This is a genomic window from Pseudomonas sp. CDFA 610, assembly GCF_021147865.1.
In the GTDB taxonomy this organism is placed as follows: Bacteria; Pseudomonadota; Gammaproteobacteria; order Pseudomonadales; family Pseudomonadaceae; genus Aquipseudomonas; species Aquipseudomonas alliivorans.
Genome location: NZ_JAGTPM010000004.1, coordinates 395,874 through 414,183, shown reverse-complemented (window position 1 = coordinate 414,183; position 18,310 = coordinate 395,874). Strand labels below are relative to the sequence as shown.

At 60.7% G+C, this 18,310-nt stretch carries 11 protein-coding genes; 3 read left to right on the top strand and 8 right to left on the bottom strand.

Annotated elements, in window-relative coordinates; genetic code table 11:
- Positions 1-20: 20 nt before the first annotated feature.
- From KDX39_RS09710 to glnE, 8 genes are all read right to left on the bottom strand, one after another.
- On the bottom strand, positions 21-1,466 hold the full coding sequence (locus KDX39_RS09710; RefSeq protein ID WP_231660168.1) for a lipopolysaccharide kinase InaA family protein: 1,446 nt from the start codon (positions 1,464-1,466) through the stop codon (positions 21-23).
- A complete protein-coding gene (locus KDX39_RS09705) occupies positions 1,466-2,245 on the bottom strand; it encodes a lipopolysaccharide kinase InaA family protein (protein WP_231660167.1) in 780 nt (259 codons plus the stop codon). The genes KDX39_RS09710 and KDX39_RS09705 overlap by 1 nt, the downstream gene beginning before the upstream one ends.
- Positions 2,242-2,976, bottom strand: a complete 735-nt coding sequence (locus KDX39_RS09700; RefSeq protein ID WP_099229475.1) for a lipopolysaccharide kinase InaA family protein — start codon at positions 2,974-2,976, stop codon at positions 2,242-2,244. The genes KDX39_RS09705 and KDX39_RS09700 overlap by 4 nt, the downstream gene beginning before the upstream one ends.
- Positions 2,976-3,782: a lipopolysaccharide core heptose(I) kinase RfaP gene (gene rfaP / locus KDX39_RS09695; RefSeq protein ID WP_231660166.1), complete on the bottom strand. Its 807-nt coding sequence runs from the start codon at positions 3,780-3,782 to the stop codon at positions 2,976-2,978. Before rfaP ends, KDX39_RS09700 begins: the two co-directional genes overlap by 1 nt.
- Entirely contained in the window at positions 3,782-4,903 is a 1,122-nt protein-coding gene (locus tag KDX39_RS09690; RefSeq protein ID WP_231660165.1) for a glycosyltransferase family 4 protein, read from the bottom strand. Before KDX39_RS09690 ends, rfaP begins: the two co-directional genes overlap by 1 nt.
- Complete coding sequence (gene waaC / locus KDX39_RS09685; RefSeq protein WP_231660216.1) at positions 4,903-5,967, bottom strand: lipopolysaccharide heptosyltransferase I; 1,065 nt, start codon at positions 5,965-5,967, stop codon at positions 4,903-4,905. Before waaC ends, KDX39_RS09690 begins: the two co-directional genes overlap by 1 nt.
- A gap of 2 nt (positions 5,968-5,969) precedes the next feature.
- Positions 5,970-7,004, bottom strand: a complete 1,035-nt coding sequence (waaF, locus tag KDX39_RS09680) for a lipopolysaccharide heptosyltransferase II (RefSeq protein ID WP_099229471.1) — start codon at positions 7,002-7,004, stop codon at positions 5,970-5,972.
- A gap of 128 nt (positions 7,005-7,132) precedes the next feature.
- Entirely contained in the window at positions 7,133-10,090 is a 2,958-nt protein-coding gene (gene glnE / locus KDX39_RS09675; RefSeq protein ID WP_231660164.1) for a bifunctional [glutamate--ammonia ligase]-adenylyl-L-tyrosine phosphorylase/[glutamate--ammonia-ligase] adenylyltransferase, read from the bottom strand.
- 382 nt (positions 10,091-10,472) lie between these two features.
- Here glnE and aceE point away from each other — a divergent pair, with 382 nt between their 5' ends.
- The 3 genes from aceE to KDX39_RS09660 all read left to right on the top strand — a co-directional run bounded on the left by aceE (position 10,473) and on the right by KDX39_RS09660 (position 18,223).
- Positions 10,473-13,118, top strand: a complete 2,646-nt coding sequence (aceE, locus tag KDX39_RS09670) for a pyruvate dehydrogenase (acetyl-transferring), homodimeric type (protein ID WP_099229469.1) — start codon at positions 10,473-10,475, stop codon at positions 13,116-13,118.
- 142 nt (positions 13,119-13,260) lie between these two features.
- Positions 13,261-14,904, top strand: a complete 1,644-nt coding sequence (gene aceF / locus KDX39_RS09665; protein ID WP_231660163.1) for a dihydrolipoyllysine-residue acetyltransferase — start codon at positions 13,261-13,263, stop codon at positions 14,902-14,904.
- A gap of 625 nt (positions 14,905-15,529) precedes the next feature.
- Complete coding sequence (locus tag KDX39_RS09660) at positions 15,530-18,223, top strand: sensor domain-containing phosphodiesterase (protein WP_231660162.1); 2,694 nt, start codon at positions 15,530-15,532, stop codon at positions 18,221-18,223.
- The last annotated feature ends 87 nt before the right edge of the window (positions 18,224-18,310 follow it).

Here is an 18,310-nt window from a genome sequence, read left to right as displayed (position 1 = left end):
ACCTGCCAGGACGAGACGGCTCAGGCCGGCTCGCCCTTCGGCAAGCGCTGCTCCAGCTTCTGGTGCAGCGCGCTCTGCGCTGGCCAGTTGCGCATGAAGCGCGCACGGTCGCGGGCAAAAGCTGCCTCGAACGAGGCTCGGGAAGCATGCTGCTGCATGGCATCCAGATCAATCAGTGCCCAGCGCCCTTCCTGCCAGAACACGTTATGCCCCTTGAAATCACCGTGACTGATGCGCTCGCGTATCAACTGCGCAAACAGTGTGTCGAGCGCTTGCAGCTCGGCCTCGGGCACCTCACCGGTTTCAACATAAGGCGCAAAGCGCTCAATGATGTCCGGTCCCGGCAGGAACTCGGTCACCAGATACGCCTTGTTACGCAGGCCCAGCACGCGCTTTTCACGCACCGCCAACGGCTTGGGCGTCGCGATGCCCAGAAACGCCAGCCGGTTGCCCTCACGCCAGGAATGCCAGGCACGACTGGGACGCCAGAAGCGCTTGAGCCAGTGACTGAAGTGTTTGATGTTGTAACGTTTGATGACCAACGCACGGCCATTGACCTCGACCCGCCCGACACTGGCGGCTCCACCGGTCTTGTACAGATGACCCTCATCCAGCAACGCATCGGCCTGATCCAGCACCGGCACCATTGCCGCTTCTTCCTCGCGACGAATCGCCTGAAACACCGAAGCACCGTCCTTGACGCTGAACAGGCTGCAATCGCGCCCGGTCTTGTCGAGAAAATCCTTCAGACGCCAGTTGCGTGTCTTGTCGATCTGCTTCTGCAGCGCCTCCATCGGCAAGCCATGTTCGGCATTGCTCAACAAGTAATGCACCAGCAATTCTTCGGTAAACGGCTCGAACGCTCGGGGCAACTGGGCGAAGAACACGCCGAGGTTTTCCAGGACTTTCTGACGCGACAAAGGCTGTCCGGCCTGCTCGGCTCGAATGCCTGCGCCGTCGATCATGTACAGCTTGCCGTCATGGCGAAGCAGGTTGTCCAAATGAAGGTCGTCCTGCCACAGGCCTTTGGCGTGCAGCAAGGCAATCGCCGAGAGTGCTTCGCCCAGCACGTTTTGCTGCTCATGGGTCAACGGGGACTGGTGCTGCACGGCATTCCAGGCATCGCCAAGGCTTGGCGCATTTTCGAGAAACTCGAACAACAGCCAGCCACCCTCGCCTTCCTGCAGCCCGTCGGCCAGCAGCAAAGGCGTAGTCACGCCCTGCTCGGCCAGCAGCCGTACGCCGCTCAGTTCACGCTGAAAATGCCGGGCGGCCTTGCTGCCGACCAGCAGCTTGGCCAGCACCGTGCGACCACGCCAGACACCTGCGCCTACGTAGCGCTGACCGGGCAGTACACGCAGCAGGGTCAACAATTGCAGTTCGGCGGCGCCTGCGGCATCGGCCAGGGTCAGGCTCATCGGCAGCTCGGGCTTGCGCCCGGCATTCTTGAGGTCGGACAAACGCATCAGCGGGTCTCTTTCTGGTCACGGTGTTGAAGGTCACGCTTGTGCTGGCCTCGCTGCCCGAGGCGCGCACGCCATTCGTTGACCCGTTCGCTGTCGGGACTGGCTTGCAGATAGGCTGCCAGCAGTTCGCGCTGATCGGCTTCTGTCCACATCCGTGCGCGGCGCAACAGCGGTTCCAGATCCTTGACCCGGTCACGCTTGCCAAAGATGACCGGCCGGGTCTTTTCCAGATCGATCAGTTGCGCCTGACAGCCCGCTTGATCGGTGCGCAGAAAAATATGCTTGGGATAGAAACAGCCATGGATCTGCCCCGCGCCGTGCAGCGTGCGCGCCAGCAGCCCGCAGGCTTTCAGAATAGCCGATCGCGATGCGGTGCCCAGCTCCGTCCAGCCCTGCAGCAGTTCATCCAGATCGGTCCAGCCGTCGAGCGCGCGGGTCATCAGAATCGCCCGACGCTCGCCATCGACCCTGCTCTCGCCGTAAAACACAGCCTGCAGGGCCGGGATACCGAGCTTCTGGTAGCGGCTGATGTTGCGAAACTCGCGGGAAAAGGACGGCTCGCCAAACGGATGATGCAACGTGTGGGTCAGGTAATTGCTCTGACGCTTGAGGTAAAAACCCTGGCCGTCCAGATCCAGCCGGAACACGCTGCTCCAGCCGCCTCGCCCGGTGTTGGGCTCATCGACCGCGTCCAGCTTCATGCTCCACAGCGACTCGAAATCGGTCAGGCCATGACGCTCCAGCAGGGGCAGGTCGGCACTGGCAATGAAAACGCTCATTCGCGCCCCTCGAAAAAGCTGACGACATGGCGGATACGCTTTTTGTCAGAGGCGTTCAGACGCGCCCGCTGACGGTACTGCAGGTAGAAGCGCAGCCGCTGGGTGGCGGAAAGATGATACTTGGCGACCTTGTCCAGGCACGCCAGATCCTTGGTGATCCGGTAGCGCAGCATGAAGCTCCACCAAAAGGCCCCGTTGGGGCAATCGATGAAGAACAGCCGGGCCTGATCGTCCACCAGCAGGTTGCGCCACTTCAGGTCGTTATGAGTGAAATGATGGTCATGCATGATGCGCGTGTAGGACGCGAGCTGGCGGCTGATGCCATCCACCCACTGCCGGTCGGACAGCAGCGGATCCTTGCGCAGCGCCAGCGCAGACATGTCTTCGGTGTTGGGCAATTCGCGGGTGATCAACGCACCACGGTCATAGGCTGCGCCGTTGCGCTCAAGGCCCCAGGCTACGACTTCGGCAGTGGGAATGCCCCACTTGGCGAAACGCTTGAGGTTCTGCCACTCGGACTTGACCCGGGGCCGCCCCAGATAACGTCGCAGGCCCTTGCCGGCACCCACGTAGCGTTTGACATAGTAATTGATCCCGGCGCGCTGAACCCGGATCACCTCGGACAGCGGATCGCGGGTCAGGCGTTCGCCCTGCAAGGCAAACACGGCGTCCAGGCTTCCGAAGTCTTCAGCCAGAAACGCGTACGCAGGCTCCAGGTTCCAACCCGCCATCAGAGCGCATCTCCGTATCGCACTTTGCGCTGATAAAGCTTTTCGGCCTTGGCCTCAAGCCAGCCGAGCAGCTTCGCTTCCCTGGTCAGTACTTCCCGCAACGGCTTCTGGAAGTAGCCCTTGAGAAAGCGCAGTTTGTCGCGACGCGTCAGACCGATGTCGAGCGCCGAGAAATACAACGCCGCCAGGTCCTTGTTTCGCCAGCGCGGGGTGATCGCCCGGCGGGTCTGGGCGCGATGCAGGTCGATGACGGACAACCTGAAGTCGTCGGCCGTGACTGGCTTGTCGGTGTGCAACAGAAAATGGCAGATGTAACAGTCGCGGTGATTGACCCCGGCGCGGTGCATCATGCCGACCAGTCGGGCGACCTCGGCAATATACGCCCGCTTGAGGCGCGGCTCGGGCGGCTCGTTGCGCCAGTTGATGCTGACGTCTTCAAGGCTGGTGGTGGGTGCCAGCTCTTCGGTAATGATGAACGAGTGCTGCGCGGCCGGATTGTTGCCACGCTCGCCATAGGCCACGGCGGTCATGGTCGGCACACCGACTTCATGAAGACGCTCGATTGCGTCCCACTCCTTGCCTGCGCCCAGCACCGGCAACTTGGCGGTGACCAGATTCTTGGCAATTTCGCCCCAGCCGATCCCCCGGTGGATCTTCACAAAATAGCCGCGCCCGTCGACTTCGGTGCGCAGCGTCCGGCGACCTTCGAGCTCGCGATACACCTCACCGCTCAAGGCCTCGACCTCGGCGAATGCATCGCGCCCGGCCCACAGGGTCTTGAACGGTTCAGCAAGGAACAGCTTCATCAATAGTGCTCCGCCAGAATCACATCGGCAGCGTGCTGCGGCATGCTGTAAAGGTCCGCCGTATCAGCGAACGCCAGGCCGTTTCGGCTCCAGTTACTGCGCGCCGTATCGTCCTTGAGCATGTCTGCCAGATAACGATTGAGCTGCGCCTGTTCGAACGGTTCATCCAGCACCAGACCGCAGTCGGCTTCGGCGATGTAATGGGCATAGCCACACACCGCGCTGACCAGAACGGGCAAACCTGCCACCAGTGCCTCAAGCAGCACGGTGCCGGTGTTCTCGTTGTAGGCCGGATGAATCAGAACGTCAGCGCCCATCAGAAAGCGCGGGATATCGCTGCGACCTTTCATGAAGGTCACTTGATCACCCAGGCCCAATGCAGCGCTTTGCAGCTGGAATACCTTGGGGTCGTCCTGGCCGATTACAAACAGCCGCGTGCGTTTCTTCAGCTCGGCCGGCAGTGCCGCCAGGGCCTTGAGGCTGCGATCCACGCCTTTTGTCTTGAAACCGGAGCCGATCTGCACCAATAACAGGTCATTGTCAGCGAGACCGAACTCTTGCCGAAAGCCTGAACGAATCTCCGGTGCTTCGGGTGGGGCACGGCGATCCGGTGAAATGCCGGGCGGCAGCAGATGAAAACGTGACAGCGGGGTGTCGTAGTGTTTGATGAACAGCGGCTGCTGCACTTCGGAAATCATCAGGACCTGGGTCTTGGCGTCCCTGGCGAACACAGCGCGTTCGTAATCGGCAAAGTGGCGGTAGCGTCCCCATTTGCGATACAGCGGGCTGCGCAGGTTTTGCGCCTTATCCTCGAAGCAGCCATCTGCCGCGTAATAAACGTCCAGACCCGGCATCTTGTTGAAGCCGACCAGACGGTCCACGGGGCGCCTGGCCAGATCCGCCTCCATCCACGCGCTGAGCTTCTCGTTGCGGCGATGGTTGAAAAAGGCTTTGACCGGCGCGACCAGAACCTCGAAGCCGGGCGGCACTTCGCCTTCCCAGATCAGGGTGTAGACGCGAATCTGATGACCGCGTTTCTGGCACTCCAGCGCGATGCGCATGAAGTCGCGTTGCAGTCCGCCGAACGGAAAGTATTTGTACAGGACGAAAGCCAGTTGCATCAGCCAGGTTCCTTTGCCAGCAACAGCGCGCCCAGTTGGCTCGCTACTCGCTCGGGATTCAGGCGAGTGAAGCACGGTGGCCACTCGCGTTTAAGGTCAAACCGGCGCTGATCTTCAGCGGTCGGCTGGTACGTGCATTTCTTTTGCAGGCATGGCGCGCAGCTCGGGTAATCGGCGGCCAGATGCACCTGAGATTTTCCATAGGCCCCGGTCAGCACCGGATTGGTCGGCCCGAACAGTGAGACGGTCGGTACATCCAGTGCAGCGGCCAGATGACCGATACCGGTGTCCACCGCCACGCAGGCCTGCGCCTGAGCCAGCACCTGCGCCACGCCCGCCAGATTCAATTTGGGTAACACATGCGCCGCCTCCAGCCCGTCGGCGATGCGTTCGGCGCGTGCCTTTTCAGCCGGATTGCCCCACGGCAGGCGAACCTGCAGGCCTTGAGCGGCCATCCGTTCAGCGAGCTGTCGCCAATACAGCTCCGGCCAATGCTTGGTGTCCCAAGTGGTGCCGTGCAAAAACAGCACGAAGGGAGCCTGAGGCGCATCATCCTGAGCTGTCAGCTTATTCAGCCCGTAGTCACCGATTTCAGTCGGAACGCTGTAGGCCAGCGCCTGAGCGAATAACTGCCGCAAACGCTCGACCGCATGCTGCCCCCGTGCCACCGGGTAGCGCTTGTCATAGAAACGGCTGGCCACCGGTTCGCGTGCCGAGTCACGGTCCAGACCGGCCACCGGCGCATCGACATAACGGGTCAGCCAGGCGCTCTTGAACAGACCCTGCGCGTCGATCACCAGGTCATAACGCTGCTCGCGCAGACGCGCCTTGAATCCGCGCCACTCGCCGCTTCTGAAGGTTTGCCACAGGTTCTTGCGCCAGCGGCGGATCGCCACCGGAATGACCCGGTCGACCGCCGGATGCCAGGCGGGAATCTCGGCAAAGCCTTCTTCCACCACCCAGTCGAAGCGGATGCCCGGCAGCGCGCGGGCCGCGTCGGTCAGCGCGGGCAGGGCATGGATCACATCACCCAGCGAAGACGTCTTGATCAGCAATACCCGCAACGTCAAATGACCTCTACCGGAGTGCTGTCCAGACGGCCCAGCGCCTGGATCACGGCGCCCGGCTCAAGCAGACGCATGCAGTTGTAATGACCGAAGCGGCAGGTCCGATCAAAGCATGGGCTGCACTCGATACCCAACCGGACAACCTCGACCTCGTCGGCCAGCGGCGGGGTAAACGCCGGCGATGTCGAACCATACACGGCCACCAGCGGACGATTCAGCGCGGCCGCAACGTGCATCAGACCGGAATCGTTCGAAACGACCGAGTCCGCACACGACAGCAGATCAATGGCTTCGGCCAGCGAGGTCTGGCCGCTGAGGTTGACGGACTCTTCACGCAGACCGGGAATCAGGTTCTCGCGAATGGTCTCGCCGACCGGGTGATCCTTCTGCGAGCCGAACAGCCAGACCTGCCAGCCTTCGCGGATTCGCGCATCGGCGACCTGAGCGTAGTGCTCTGCGGGCCAGCGCTTGGACTCGCCGAACTCGGCACCGGGACACAGCGCCAGCACCGGACGATCCAGCGTCAAACCGAACTTGGCCAACGCGGCATCGCGGGTTGCCGGGTCGATCTGCAGGCTCGGTTTGGGGTATGGCCGGGGCAGTTCTGCACCCTTGTCCCAGGCCAGCGCCATGAAGCGCTCGATCATCAGCGGATAACGTTGCTTGTCCAGCGTGCGCACATCGTTGAGCAGCCCGTATCGGAACTCGCCACGCCAGCCGGTGCGCTGTTTGATGCCGGCGAAAAAAGGCACCAGCGCGGACTTCAGGGAATTGGGCAGCAGAATCGCCTGATCGTACTGACCGGCCAGCGACTTGCCGATACGCCGACGCGTGGCCAACTCCAGAGCACCGTGGCCGAGGGGAAAGCTGAGGGCGGCGCGCACTTCGGGCATACGCTCAAGCAGCGGACGACTCCATTCGGGCGCCAGTACGTCGATCTGGCACTCGGGATGACGCTGCTTCAGGCACTGGAACAGCGTTTGCGCCATCACCATGTCACCGACCCAGCTAGGCCCAACGATCAGAATATTCATGCTTCATCCAAAAACGACCGGAAACGATCAGGGAGGCCGATCAGGCTGCGTGACATTCCCACACAACCTGTCGCCTCCCTGTCATAGCTTTATATAGTCTTGTTGTGAAAGGACGACATGTCGCCCGTTCAGCTCAACCCCATCTGCGCCCAGATCCGCATCACTTCACGCCGTTCGCAATGAAACTGATCGCCGCTGACCACACCCGCTTGTTTCTGCAAGGCCTGTCGGTGCGCCGCCGAACGGTACGCCTTGTAGGCCTCGCGCAACAGGCTGGCATCGGCGTCGGGCAACAGCCCGGCCTCTTCCAGCCCTTCGAGAATACGAATGTTATCGGTGTATTGCAGCAGCCCCGGATGCTCTCTGGACCACGCCAAGGCCGCGTATTGCACCATAAATTCGATATCGACGATACCTCCGGCGTCCTGCTTGAGGTCGAACGGCATGGAGGACTCGAAGGCATTGGCTCCCCTGCCCGCCGCTGTCAGACGGCTGCCGAGGTTGTCACGCATCTTGGCGCGCATCTCGCTGACTTCGGCGCGCAGCTTGTCCAGATCCCGCTCGCGACCCAGCACGTCGGCGCGCACCTTCTCGACTTCACGGCCTACGTCGGGGCTGCCCGTCAGGACGCGAGCACGGACCAGCGCCTGATGCTCCCAGGTCCAGGCTTCCTTGTCCTGATAGCGGGCGAATGCGCCCAGCGAGCTGACCAGCAGCCCCGAGGCGCCGGACGGACGCAGCCGCATGTCGACGTCATACAACTGACCGGAGTTGGTCTGAGTGGTCAGCAGGTGAATGATCCGCTGCCCCAGCCGGGTAAAGAACTGCGCGCTGTCGATTGGCCTGGCACCATCGGTTTCGGTCTGCGGGTCGCCATCATGAATGAACACCAGATCAAGGTCGGAGCCGTGACCCAGTTCAATCCCCCCCACCTTACCGTACCCGACGATCACGAACCCCGGATCGCACAACGTGCCGTCAGGCCGCGATGGCGTGCCGTGCCTGGCCACGCTGTGACGCCAGGCCAGCGCCAGCACCTGCTCAAGGATCGCCTCGGCCAGCCAGGTCAGGTAGTCGCTGACCTTCATCAACGGCAGGCTGCCGGTAATTTCCGACGCCGCCACCCGCAGGCTGTGAGCCAGTTTGAAGTGTCGCAGCGCTTCCATTTGCTGCTCAAGGTCATCCTCGGGAATGCGGATCAAGCGCTCGCGCAGTTCGGCGGCCAGTTCAGGCGCCAGTGGCGGATTGAACAGACGGCCTTCATTGAGCAGTTCGTCGAGCAGCAACGGGAAACGGGCGATCTGCTCGGCGATCCACGGACTGGCTGCGCACAGGGTCAGCAAACGGCGCAGTGCATCGGGGTTCTCGGTGAGCAGCACCAGGTAGGCCGAACGCCGGGCCACCGCTTCCACCAACGGCAATACACGTTCGAGCACCAGATCAGGTTTAGCGTGCTCCACGGCCTGAGCCAGCAGACGCGGGATGAAAGCGTCCAGCCGTTCGCGACTCAGGCGCTGCATCGAACGCAGGTGCGGACTGCTGCGCAGGTTCGCCAGATGTCTGATCGCCGTTTCGGCGTTGACGAAACCGGCCTGAGAAAGCTGGCGGCTGGCGGCCTCTTCGTCCTGTGACTCCTCCCACAATGGCAGCCACTCGCCGCCGACGATCACGTCACTGTCGTCTTCCTGCTCTTCATCCGGATCAGAATCCGGGTCGGCAATCACCTGCCGGAAATGCCACGACACCCGGCCACGCCAGTACATCAATCGTTCGTGAAAGCTCGCCCAGTCAGAAAAGCCCATCATCAGTGCGATACGTGCCTGATCCTGCTCGTTGTCCGGCAGCATCTGGGTCTGACGGTCGGCAATTGCCTGAATGGCATGTTCGGTATAGCGCAGGAATTCATAGCCTTCGCGCAACTCTTCGGTCACGGCGCCGGGCAGATAGCCTTGCCCTTCGAGGGTTTTCAGCACCTTGAACAGCGGACGCTGCTGCAGGCTGAGGTCGCGACCGCCGTGAATCAGCTGAAAGGCCTGGGCGATGAACTCGACTTCGCGAATGCCGCCAGCGCCGAGCTTGATGTTCTCAGCCATGCCCTTGCGCTTCACTTCCTGCTGAATGAGCTGCTTCATGGTGCGCAGCGCTTCGATGGCCGAGAAATCCAGATAACGGCGATAGACGAACGGGCGCAGCATCTCCAGCAACTCGGCGCCCGCCTTCTGATCGCCACCGACCACTCGCGCCTTGATCATGGCGTAGCGTTCCCAGTCACGGCCCTGATCCTGGTAGTACTGCTCCAGCGCATTGAAACTGAGCACCAGCGCCCCGGATGAACCGTAAGGCCGCAGGCGCATGTCGACGCGAAACACGAAGCCATCGACGGTCACCGGGTCCAGCGCCTTGATCAGTCGCTGCCCCAGGCGAATGAAGAATTCCTGATTGTCGAGAGGACGCTTTACGCCCACCGTCTCGCCGCCTTCCGGGTAGCCGAAGATCAGATCGATGTCCGAGGACAGGTTCAGCTCGACGGCACCCAGCTTGCCCATGCCCAGGATCACCATCTGCTGCGGCAGCCCCGTGCGGCGCCCGGTGGGCGTACCGAACTGCTGACAGAGACGCTCGTGAAGCCAGTGGCAGGCCAGGTCGATGCAGGCATCGGCCATGTCCGACAGGTCGCGGCACGTCTCGATCAGGTCCGCCTGGCGTGTCAGGTCGCGCCAGATAATCCGCACTTGATGCCGCATGCGTTGGCGACGTAGATTACGTCCCAGTTCATCGTCAGTGGTCGCGGTGCCCAATGCATTGGCTATTTGTCCACGCAACTCTCCTGCCGAAAAGCTACGTTCCAGTTCGCCCGCATCAGCCATATCCAGCAGCATGCACGGATCCCGGCAGATTTGTTCGGTGACGAAATCGCTGGCTGCGCACACGCGGTCGAACGCCAGACGACGCGACTCGGGCCAAGCGTCGAAAGAAGCCAGTGCCTCGGCAGACAAATCAGCGAGAGCTGTGCGAAATGTCTGTTGTGCTCGGGTAATCAATGGCAGCAGGATGGCCGGAAAATCGGCCAGTAAAGGTAGGCTCATGGTCTATCCTTGATCGGCGTGCGAAGGGCTACCTGCCATGACTGGGAGTTTCACCTGCCACCGCCGCTTGTCGAACAAAGGTTATAAATTGCTGGAAAAATCGTTTTAGAAGCATAAAATTCCGACTTTTTACCGCAACACTTTCGAAACACATCAACAGTAACGTTTTATCTCACAACACAACAGGAGCGATTTGGTCGCTTCTCTGTAGTTTTACTACTGGTTCAGTTACTCGGAGGGCTGAAATAGTCGTCGATTTGTAGTAAAACTACACGCCGCCGGGCCAACCTCCGGTAATCCAAGAATTTATGTCGTCTGCCCACAAGGCCAGTCGCAAACTCAGGCAACCGATTCTGGAAGCCTTTCCGCCCTGGAGCAAGCCATGCAAGACCTCGATCCCGTCGAAACCCAGGAATGGCTGGACGCCCTGGAATCGGTTCTCGACAAAGAAGGCGAAGACCGTGCTCATTACCTGATGACCCGTCTGGGCGAACTCGCCACCCGCAGTGGTTCGCAACTGCCTTACGCCATCACCACGCCTTACCGCAACACGATTCCTGTCACCCACGAAGCACGCATGCCTGGCGACCTGTTCATGGAACGCCGCATTCGCTCGCTGGTGCGCTGGAACGCGTTGGCCATGGTTGTCAAAACCAACCTGAACGACCCGGATCTGGGCGGCCACATTTCGAGCTTCGCCTCCAGTGCCACGCTGTATGACATCGGCTTCAACTACTTCTTCCAGGCCCCGACCGAAGAGCACGGCGGCGACCTGATCTACTTCCAGGGTCACGCATCGCCAGGCGTCTACGCCCGTGCGTTCATGGAAGGCCGCATCACTGAAGAGCAGATGAACAACTTCCGTCAGGAAGTCGATGGCAATGGCCTGTCTTCCTATCCACACCCATGGCTGATGAAAGATTTCTGGCAGTTCCCGACTGTGTCGATGGGCCTTGGCCCGATCCAGGCGATCTACCAGGCACGCTTCATGAAGTACCTGGAGCACCGCGGCTTCATCCCGGAAGGCAAGCAGAAAGTCTGGTGCTTCCTGGGCGACGGCGAGACCGACGAGCCGGAATCCCTGGGCGCCATCGCCCTGGCCGGTCGCGAGAAGCTGGACAACCTGATCTTCGTCGTGAACTGCAACCTGCAGCGTCTGGACGGTCCGGTTCGCGGCAACGCCAAGATCATCCAGGAACTGGAAGGCGTGTTCCGTGGTGCTCAGTGGAACGTCACCAAAGTCATCTGGGGCCGTTTCTGGGACCCACTGCTGGCCAAGGACGTCGACGGCATCCTGCAGCGTCGTATGGACGAAGTCATCGACGGCGAATACCAGAACTACAAGGCCAAGGACGGCGCGTTCGTCCGTGAGCACTTCTTCAACTCGCCTGAACTCAAGGCGATGGTTGCCGATCTGTCCGATGACGAGATCTGGAAACTCAACCGTGGTGGCCATGACCCGTACAAGGTCTACGCGGCCTATCACGAAGCCGTGAACCACAAGGGCCAACCGACCGTGGTTCTGGCCAAGACCATCAAGGGTTATGGCACCGGCGCAGGCGAAGCGAAAAACACCGCGCACAACACCAAGAAGGTCGATGTCGACAGCCTGCGTCACTTCCGTGACCGCTTCGACATCCCGGTCAAGGATTCCGAGCTGGAAGCCCTGCCGTTCTACAAGCCGGAAGAAGGCAGCGCCGAAGCCCGTTACCTGAGCGAGCGCCGTGCCGCACTGGGCGGTTTCGTGCCACAGCGTCGTGCGCAGAGCTTCAACCTGCCGACGCCACCGCTGGAAACCCTCAAGGCTATCCTTGACGGTTCGGGCGACCGCGAAATCTCCACCACCATGGCGTTCGTGCGCATCCTGGCCCAACTGGTCAAGGACAAGGAAATCGGCCAGCGTATCGTTCCGATCATCCCGGACGAAGCCCGTACCTTCGGTATGGAAGGCATGTTCCGCCAACTGGGCATCTACTCCTCCGTCGGCCAGCTCTACGAGCCAGTCGATAAAGAGCAGGTGATGTTCTACCGCGAGGACAAGAAGGGTCAGATTCTCGAGGAAGGCATCAACGAAGCAGGCGCCATGTCCTCCTTCATCGCTGCAGGTACTTCGTACAGCAGCCACAACCAGCCGATGATCCCGTTCTACATCTTCTACTCGATGTTCGGTTTCCAGCGTATCGGCGACCTGGCCTGGGCCGCTGGCGACAGCCGCACCCGTGGCTTCCTGGTAGGCGGCACCGCCGGTCGTACCACGCTGAACGGCGAAGGCCTGCAGCACGAAGACGGTCACAGCCACATCCTGGCCTCGACCATCCCGAACTGCCGCACCTTCGACCCGACCTACGGTTACGAGCTGGCTGTCATCATTCGTGAAGGCATGCGCCTGATGTTCGAAGAACAGCAGGACGTTTTCTACTACCTGACCGTGATGAACGAGTCCTATACCCAGCCAGCCATGCCGGCCGGCGTGGAAGACGGCATCATCAAGGGCATGTACCTGCTCGAAGAAGACACCAAGGAAGCGGCGCACCACGTCCAGTTGCTGGGCTCGGGCACTATCCTGCGTGAAGTTCGCGAAGCGGCGAAAATCCTGCGTGACGAGTTCAACATCGGCGCTGACGTCTGGAGCGTAACCAGCTTCAACGAACTGCGTCGCGACGGTCTGGCGGTAGAGCGCAACAACCGCCTGCACCCAGGTCAGAAGCCTGAGCTGAGCTACGTCGAGCAGTGCCTGAACGGTCGCAAGGGTCCGGTCATCGCATCGACCGACTACATGAAGCTGTTCGCTGACCAGATTCGTCAGTGGGTTCCAACCAAGGAATACAAAGTACTGGGCACCGACGGTTTCGGCCGTAGCGACAGCCGCAAGAAGCTGCGTCACTTCTTTGAAGTCGACCGCCACTTCGTTGTGCTGGCAGCCCTGGAAGCCTTGGCTGATCGCGGCGATATCGAACCTAAAGTCGTGGCTGAAGCCATTGCCAGGTTCGGTATCGATCCAGAAAAACGCAATCCACTGGACTGCTAAGAGTCTGCTTCAAGAGCGCTGATCAGGGCGTGAACAGCCGAAGGTGCGGAATTTACCTCGCGTAAATGAGCATCCAAGGCTGTTTCGCTGTAACTGAACCAGCGTATTCGTGAGTGAACAGGTTCTCCCAAGGAGATACAGAGTGAGTGAGCTAATTCGCGTACCCGACATCGGCAACGGTGAAGGTGAAGTCATTGAATTGATGGTCAAGGTCGGTGATCGCATCGAAGCTGACCAGAGCGTTCTGACGCTTGAGTCCGACAAGGCAAGCATGGAAATCCCTGCCCCCAAGGCGGGCGTGATCAAGGCCATGAAGGTCAAGCTGGGCGACCGCCTGAAAGAAGGCGACGAGTTGTTCGAGCTGGAAATCGAAGGCGAAGCGGCTGCCGCACCGGCCGAGGCCGCACCTGCTGCTGCCCCGGCTGCTGCCGAAAAACCGGCTGAAGCCGCACCGGCTCCAGCCGCTGCACCAGCGCCTGCCGCTGCCGCTTCGGTACAGGACATCCACGTGCCGGACATCGGCTCGTCGGGCAAGGCCAAGATCATCGAACTGATGGTCAAGGTCGGCGACAGCATCCAGGCCGATCAATCGCTGATCACCCTGGAATCCGACAAGGCCAGCATGGAGATTCCATCTCCTGCTGCGGGCGTTGTCGAAAGCATCGAAGTCAAACTGGACCAGGAAGTCGGCACCGGCGACCTGATCCTCAAGCTGAAAGTCGAAGGCGCAGTTCCTGCCGCCGCTCCTGCTCCGGCAGCCAGCGCACCGGCAGCCGCATCTGCCAAGACTGAAGCCGCACCGGCTCCGGCCGCAGCACCTGCTCCCAAGGCGGACGCCGCGCCAGCACCGGCTGCACCGGCCAAAGACGGCGCCAAGGTCCATGCTGGCCCGGCAGTTCGTCAACTGGCCCGTGAGTTCGGGGTCGAGCTGAACGCAGTCAGCGCCACCGGCCCGCACGGCCGCGTTCTGAAGGAAGATGTTCAGGCTTACGTCAAGGCCATGATGCAGAAGGCCAAGGACGCACCGGCCGGCGGCGCAAGCGGCGGCATGGGCATCCAGCCGATTCCGGAAGTCGATTTCAGCCGTTTCGGCGAAATCGAAGAAGTGCCGATGACTCGCCTGATGCAACTGGGTGCGACCGGCCTGCACCGCAGTTGGCTCAACATCCCGCACGTTACGCAATTCGACCAGGCCGACATCACCGAACTGGAAGCTTTCCGCGTCGCGCAGAAAGGCGCTGCCGAGAAGGCGGGCGTCAAGCTGACCGTTCTGCCTCTGCTGCTCAAATCCTGCGCACACCTGCTCAAGGAGCTGCCGGACTTCAACGCCTCGCTGGCACCAAGCGGCAAGGCTGTGATCCGCAAGAAGTACGTGCACATCGGTTTCGCAGTGGATACCCCGGACGGCCTGCTGGTCCCGGTCATCCGTGATGTCGATCAGAAGAGCCTGCTGCAACTGGCTGCCGAAGCCGCTGCACTGGCCGAAAAGGCCCGCACCAAGAAGCTGACCGCCAACGACATGCAGGGCGCCTGCTTCACCATCTCCAGCCTCGGGCATATTGGCGGTACTGGCTTCACGCCAATCGTCAACGCGCCGGAAGTGGCTATCCTGGGTGTTTCCAAGGCAACCATCCAGCCAGTCTGGGACGGCAAAGCCTTCCAGCCAAAGCTGATGCTGCCGTTGTCGCTGTCTTACGATCACCGCGTGATCAACGGTGCGGCCGCTGCCCGCTTCACCAAGCGCTTGAGCGAATTGCTGGCGGACATCCGCACAATCCTGCTGTAAGCCCGAGCAGGCCCGCCTCACAGCGGGCCTTGCCGCACGTGTTTACGAGCTGCCACGCTCGAACCTCAACCCCGCTTTCACGCGGGGCTTTTTTTGCCTGCCGTTTCATTGTCGTCGCCATGACGCAGAGCCTCATGGCAATGGAGTGATCGTTCTAAGCTCCGGTGCCCACCGCTCCGCGTGGGCGTGCCCCCGTGACGCTCTGCGTCACATTCAAGAACGGACGCGGAGCGCTCTGGGCGGCGTTACCACGCAGGCGCGTGGGAACGATCATCATCGTGTTCCTCCGTGAAGGGCTTTTTGTATGATGATGAGCACTGCGCGTGGAGATGCAGCTCGGACGCCAGTGTCTGCGCAACGCGCGTCGAAACCATCAATTTCACGAGCCATCGGCTGTTTTATGCGCGACCATTTCCCCGCTAAAGACAGAACTTGGCGCCTTCAAAACTGAATCGTTTAGCCTATCCGATCATCTGCGCTGAAGAACTGGCTCTTGCGGCCGACACTTTTATAGCACTAAGCCACCGTGGTCTCTTGTAAGCATGGGCCGCATGATGCAACCTTGCCATAAGCGGAAACAGGCCTTTGGCCCAACGCAATCAGTATTCCGGAAGCGAATTTGTTGATGAAGAGCCAGACCGATGCTGCCGGTAGATCCGCAGCCGAGGTAGTGACGCAATTGCCTGTGCCTTCGCGCCTGGGCATGCTGCGTTTCGAGCGGCTTAACGAAGCCAATTGGGCGCTGTTGTACCTCGACGCTAACTGTGAAAAACAGTTCGGCCTGCCTGCCGTGGATCTTTGCGCCCTGATTGGATCGCCCTACGCCAGTCTGATGGAGCCCGAAGCGCGCTATCAATTGCACGACGAGGTGCAACTGCAGCTGGCGACGTCCAACAATTACAGCATTCGCTATACCCTGCACACGCCCAGAGGCCCGGTTGGCCTGCTGGAAATCGGTGAAGCCTACAAGCAGCACAATCGCCATCTGTTGCGTGGCTATTTCCTCATCGTCGAAGACTCTCTCGCAGAAGGCGAAGTGGCCGTCGACAATGATCTGGAAACCCGCAACTCACGCCTGCAGATCGCTCTGGAGCTGAACCAGCGCGCCCAGCGTGATCAATACGCGCATCTGGAGCGCGTCCGGGCTCAGCAGGACCTCATCCTGCGCCTGACGCGGCATCGCTACACCACCACCAATACCCTGCTGGAAGCCGCCGAGCTGATCACCAAAAGCGCCTGCGTCATCTACGACGTGGACCGCGTCAGCATCTGGAGCCTAAACGACAAGCGCATGGAACCGATCGCCGATTACCACCGGCAGACCGGCGACTATCATCCTCGCTCGTTCATCGATGTCAGCCCGTACCCCAGCTACCTCAACGCCCTGCACACCAGCAGGGCGATTGATGCATTCAACATCCAGTCCGACCCTCGCACCCGTGAGCTGGCCGAAAGTCTCCACCCGCAGCAGACCAACGCCACCCTCGACGCAAGCATTCGCATCGACGGTCAGGTGGTGGGCGTACTGTGCCTTGAGCAGACCGGTTCGACCCGTGAATGGCAATCCGACGAGATTGCCTTCGCCGGTGAGCTGGCCGATCAGTTCGCGCAGGTCATCAACAACCTCAACCGCCGGGCGGCGACCAACGCGCTGCACCTGTTCCAGCGTGCGGTGGAGCAAAGCGCCAATGCCTTTCTGCTGGTCAACTGCGACGGCGTGGTCGAGTACGTCAACCCAAGCTTCACGGCCATCACCCAATACAGCTCCGAAGAGGTGGCAGGCCGCAAACTCTCTGAATTGCCGGCACTGGAGAACCTCAACGAATTGCTGCTGGAAGCCAATTCCAGCCTGACGACCAGCAACAGTTGGCAGGGCGAGTTCAAGAGCCGTCGCAAGAATCTGGAACCCTACTGGAGCCAGCTGTCGATCTCCAAGGTGTACGGCGACAACCGCGAGCTGACGCATTACATCGGCATTTACGAAGACATCACCCAGAGCAAGCTGGCCCAACAGCGCATCGAACGCCTGGCCTACACCGACAACCTGACCAACCTGGGCAACCGGCCGGCGTTCATCCGCAATCTGGACGAGCGCTTCGACCACAACACCGATACGCCCATGAGTCTGCTGCTGGTCGATATCGATAACTTCAAGCGCATCAACGACAGCCTCGGCCATCAGACCGGCGACAAGCTGCTGATCAGCCTTGCACGCCGCCTGCGCAATACCTTGAGCCCGACCGACGTACTGGCGCGCTTTGCCAGTAACGAATTTGCCGTGCTGCTCGATCACACCGATCAGGAAGCGGGTCAGAACATCGCCAGCCAGGTACTGGCAACGCTGGACAAGCCGATGTTCGTCGACAACCAGTTGATCAGCGTGACGGGCTCTGTAGGCTTGGCCTGCGCGCCACTGCACGGGCGCGATCCGCAGACCCTGATGAAAAACGCGGGCTTGGCGCTGCACAAGGCCAAGGCCAACGGCAAACATCAGGTACAGGTGTTCACCGAAGCGCTCAACGCCGAAGCCAGCTACAAGCTGTTCGTCGAAAACAACCTGCGCCGTGCCCTGACGCAGAATGAACTGGAAGTCTTCTATCAACCCAAGCTATGCCTGTTGTCCGGCAGGCTGATCGGCATGGAAGCGCTGCTACGCTGGAACCACCCTGAAAAGGGCATGATTCGTCCCGATCAGTTCATCAGCGTGGCGGAAGAAACCGGCCTGATTATTCCCATCGGCAAGTGGGTCGCACGCCAGTCCTGCCGTATGAGCAAAGACCTGACCGCAGCCGGGTTCGGCAATCTGCAAGTGGCCATCAACGTTTCGCCCAAACAGTTTTCCGACCCCGATCTGGTGCCCTCGATTGCGTCAATCCTCAAAGAGGAAGAGCTGGATGCGTCGCTGCTGGAACTGGAGCTGACCGAAGGCCTGCTGCTGGAAGCCACCGAAGACACACGCCAGCAACTGGACTCGCTGAAGAAACTCGGCCTGTCGCTGGCCATGGATGACTTCGGCACTGGCTACTCGTCTTTCAGCTACCTGAAGAAATTTCCCATCGACGTGATCAAGATCGATCGCAGCTTCATCCGCGATATCCCGGATGATGAAGACGACATGGAAATCACCTCGGCAGTTATCGCCATGGCCCACAACCTCAAGCTCAAGGTGGTCGCCGAAGGCATTGAAACCGCCGCCCAGCTGGCGTTCCTGCGCCGTCATCGCTGCGACGTCGGGCAGGGTTATCTGTTCGACAGACCCATCCCGGGCGAAGAGCTGATCAAGAAACTGCAGCGTTACCCGCGCCGACCGTCGGCCTGATCCCTCTTCCTGCACCTTGCCCAGTCGGGCACACTGTCGGTCTGTTTTTACACGGCAGCACTTGTTTCTGCGTGTAACGGGACTTAT

Excerpts from the sequence above, each read along its gene's own strand:
- KDX39_RS09710 (WP_231660168.1), bottom strand. The coding sequence starts at position 1,466 with ATGCGTTTGTCCGACCTCAAGAATGCCGGGCGCAAGCCCGAGCTGCCG.
- aceE (WP_099229469.1), top strand. The coding sequence starts at position 10,473 with ATGCAAGACCTCGATCCCGTCGAAACCCAGGAATGGCTGGACGCCCTG.
- waaF (WP_099229471.1), bottom strand. The coding sequence starts at position 7,004 with ATGAATATTCTGATCGTTGGGCCTAGCTGGGTCGGTGACATGGTGATG.
- KDX39_RS09705 (WP_231660167.1), bottom strand. The coding sequence starts at position 2,245 with ATGAGCGTTTTCATTGCCAGTGCCGACCTGCCCCTGCTGGAGCGTCAT.
- glnE (WP_231660164.1), bottom strand. The coding sequence starts at position 10,090 with ATGAGCCTACCTTTACTGGCCGATTTTCCGGCCATCCTGCTGCCATTG.
- KDX39_RS09700 (WP_099229475.1), bottom strand. The coding sequence starts at position 2,976 with ATGGCGGGTTGGAACCTGGAGCCTGCGTACGCGTTTCTGGCTGAAGAC.
- KDX39_RS09690 (WP_231660165.1), bottom strand. The coding sequence starts at position 4,903 with ATGCAACTGGCTTTCGTCCTGTACAAATACTTTCCGTTCGGCGGACTG.
- KDX39_RS09660 (WP_231660162.1), top strand. The coding sequence starts at position 15,530 with ATGAAGAGCCAGACCGATGCTGCCGGTAGATCCGCAGCCGAGGTAGTG.
- rfaP (WP_231660166.1), bottom strand. The coding sequence starts at position 3,782 with ATGAAGCTGTTCCTTGCTGAACCGTTCAAGACCCTGTGGGCCGGGCGC.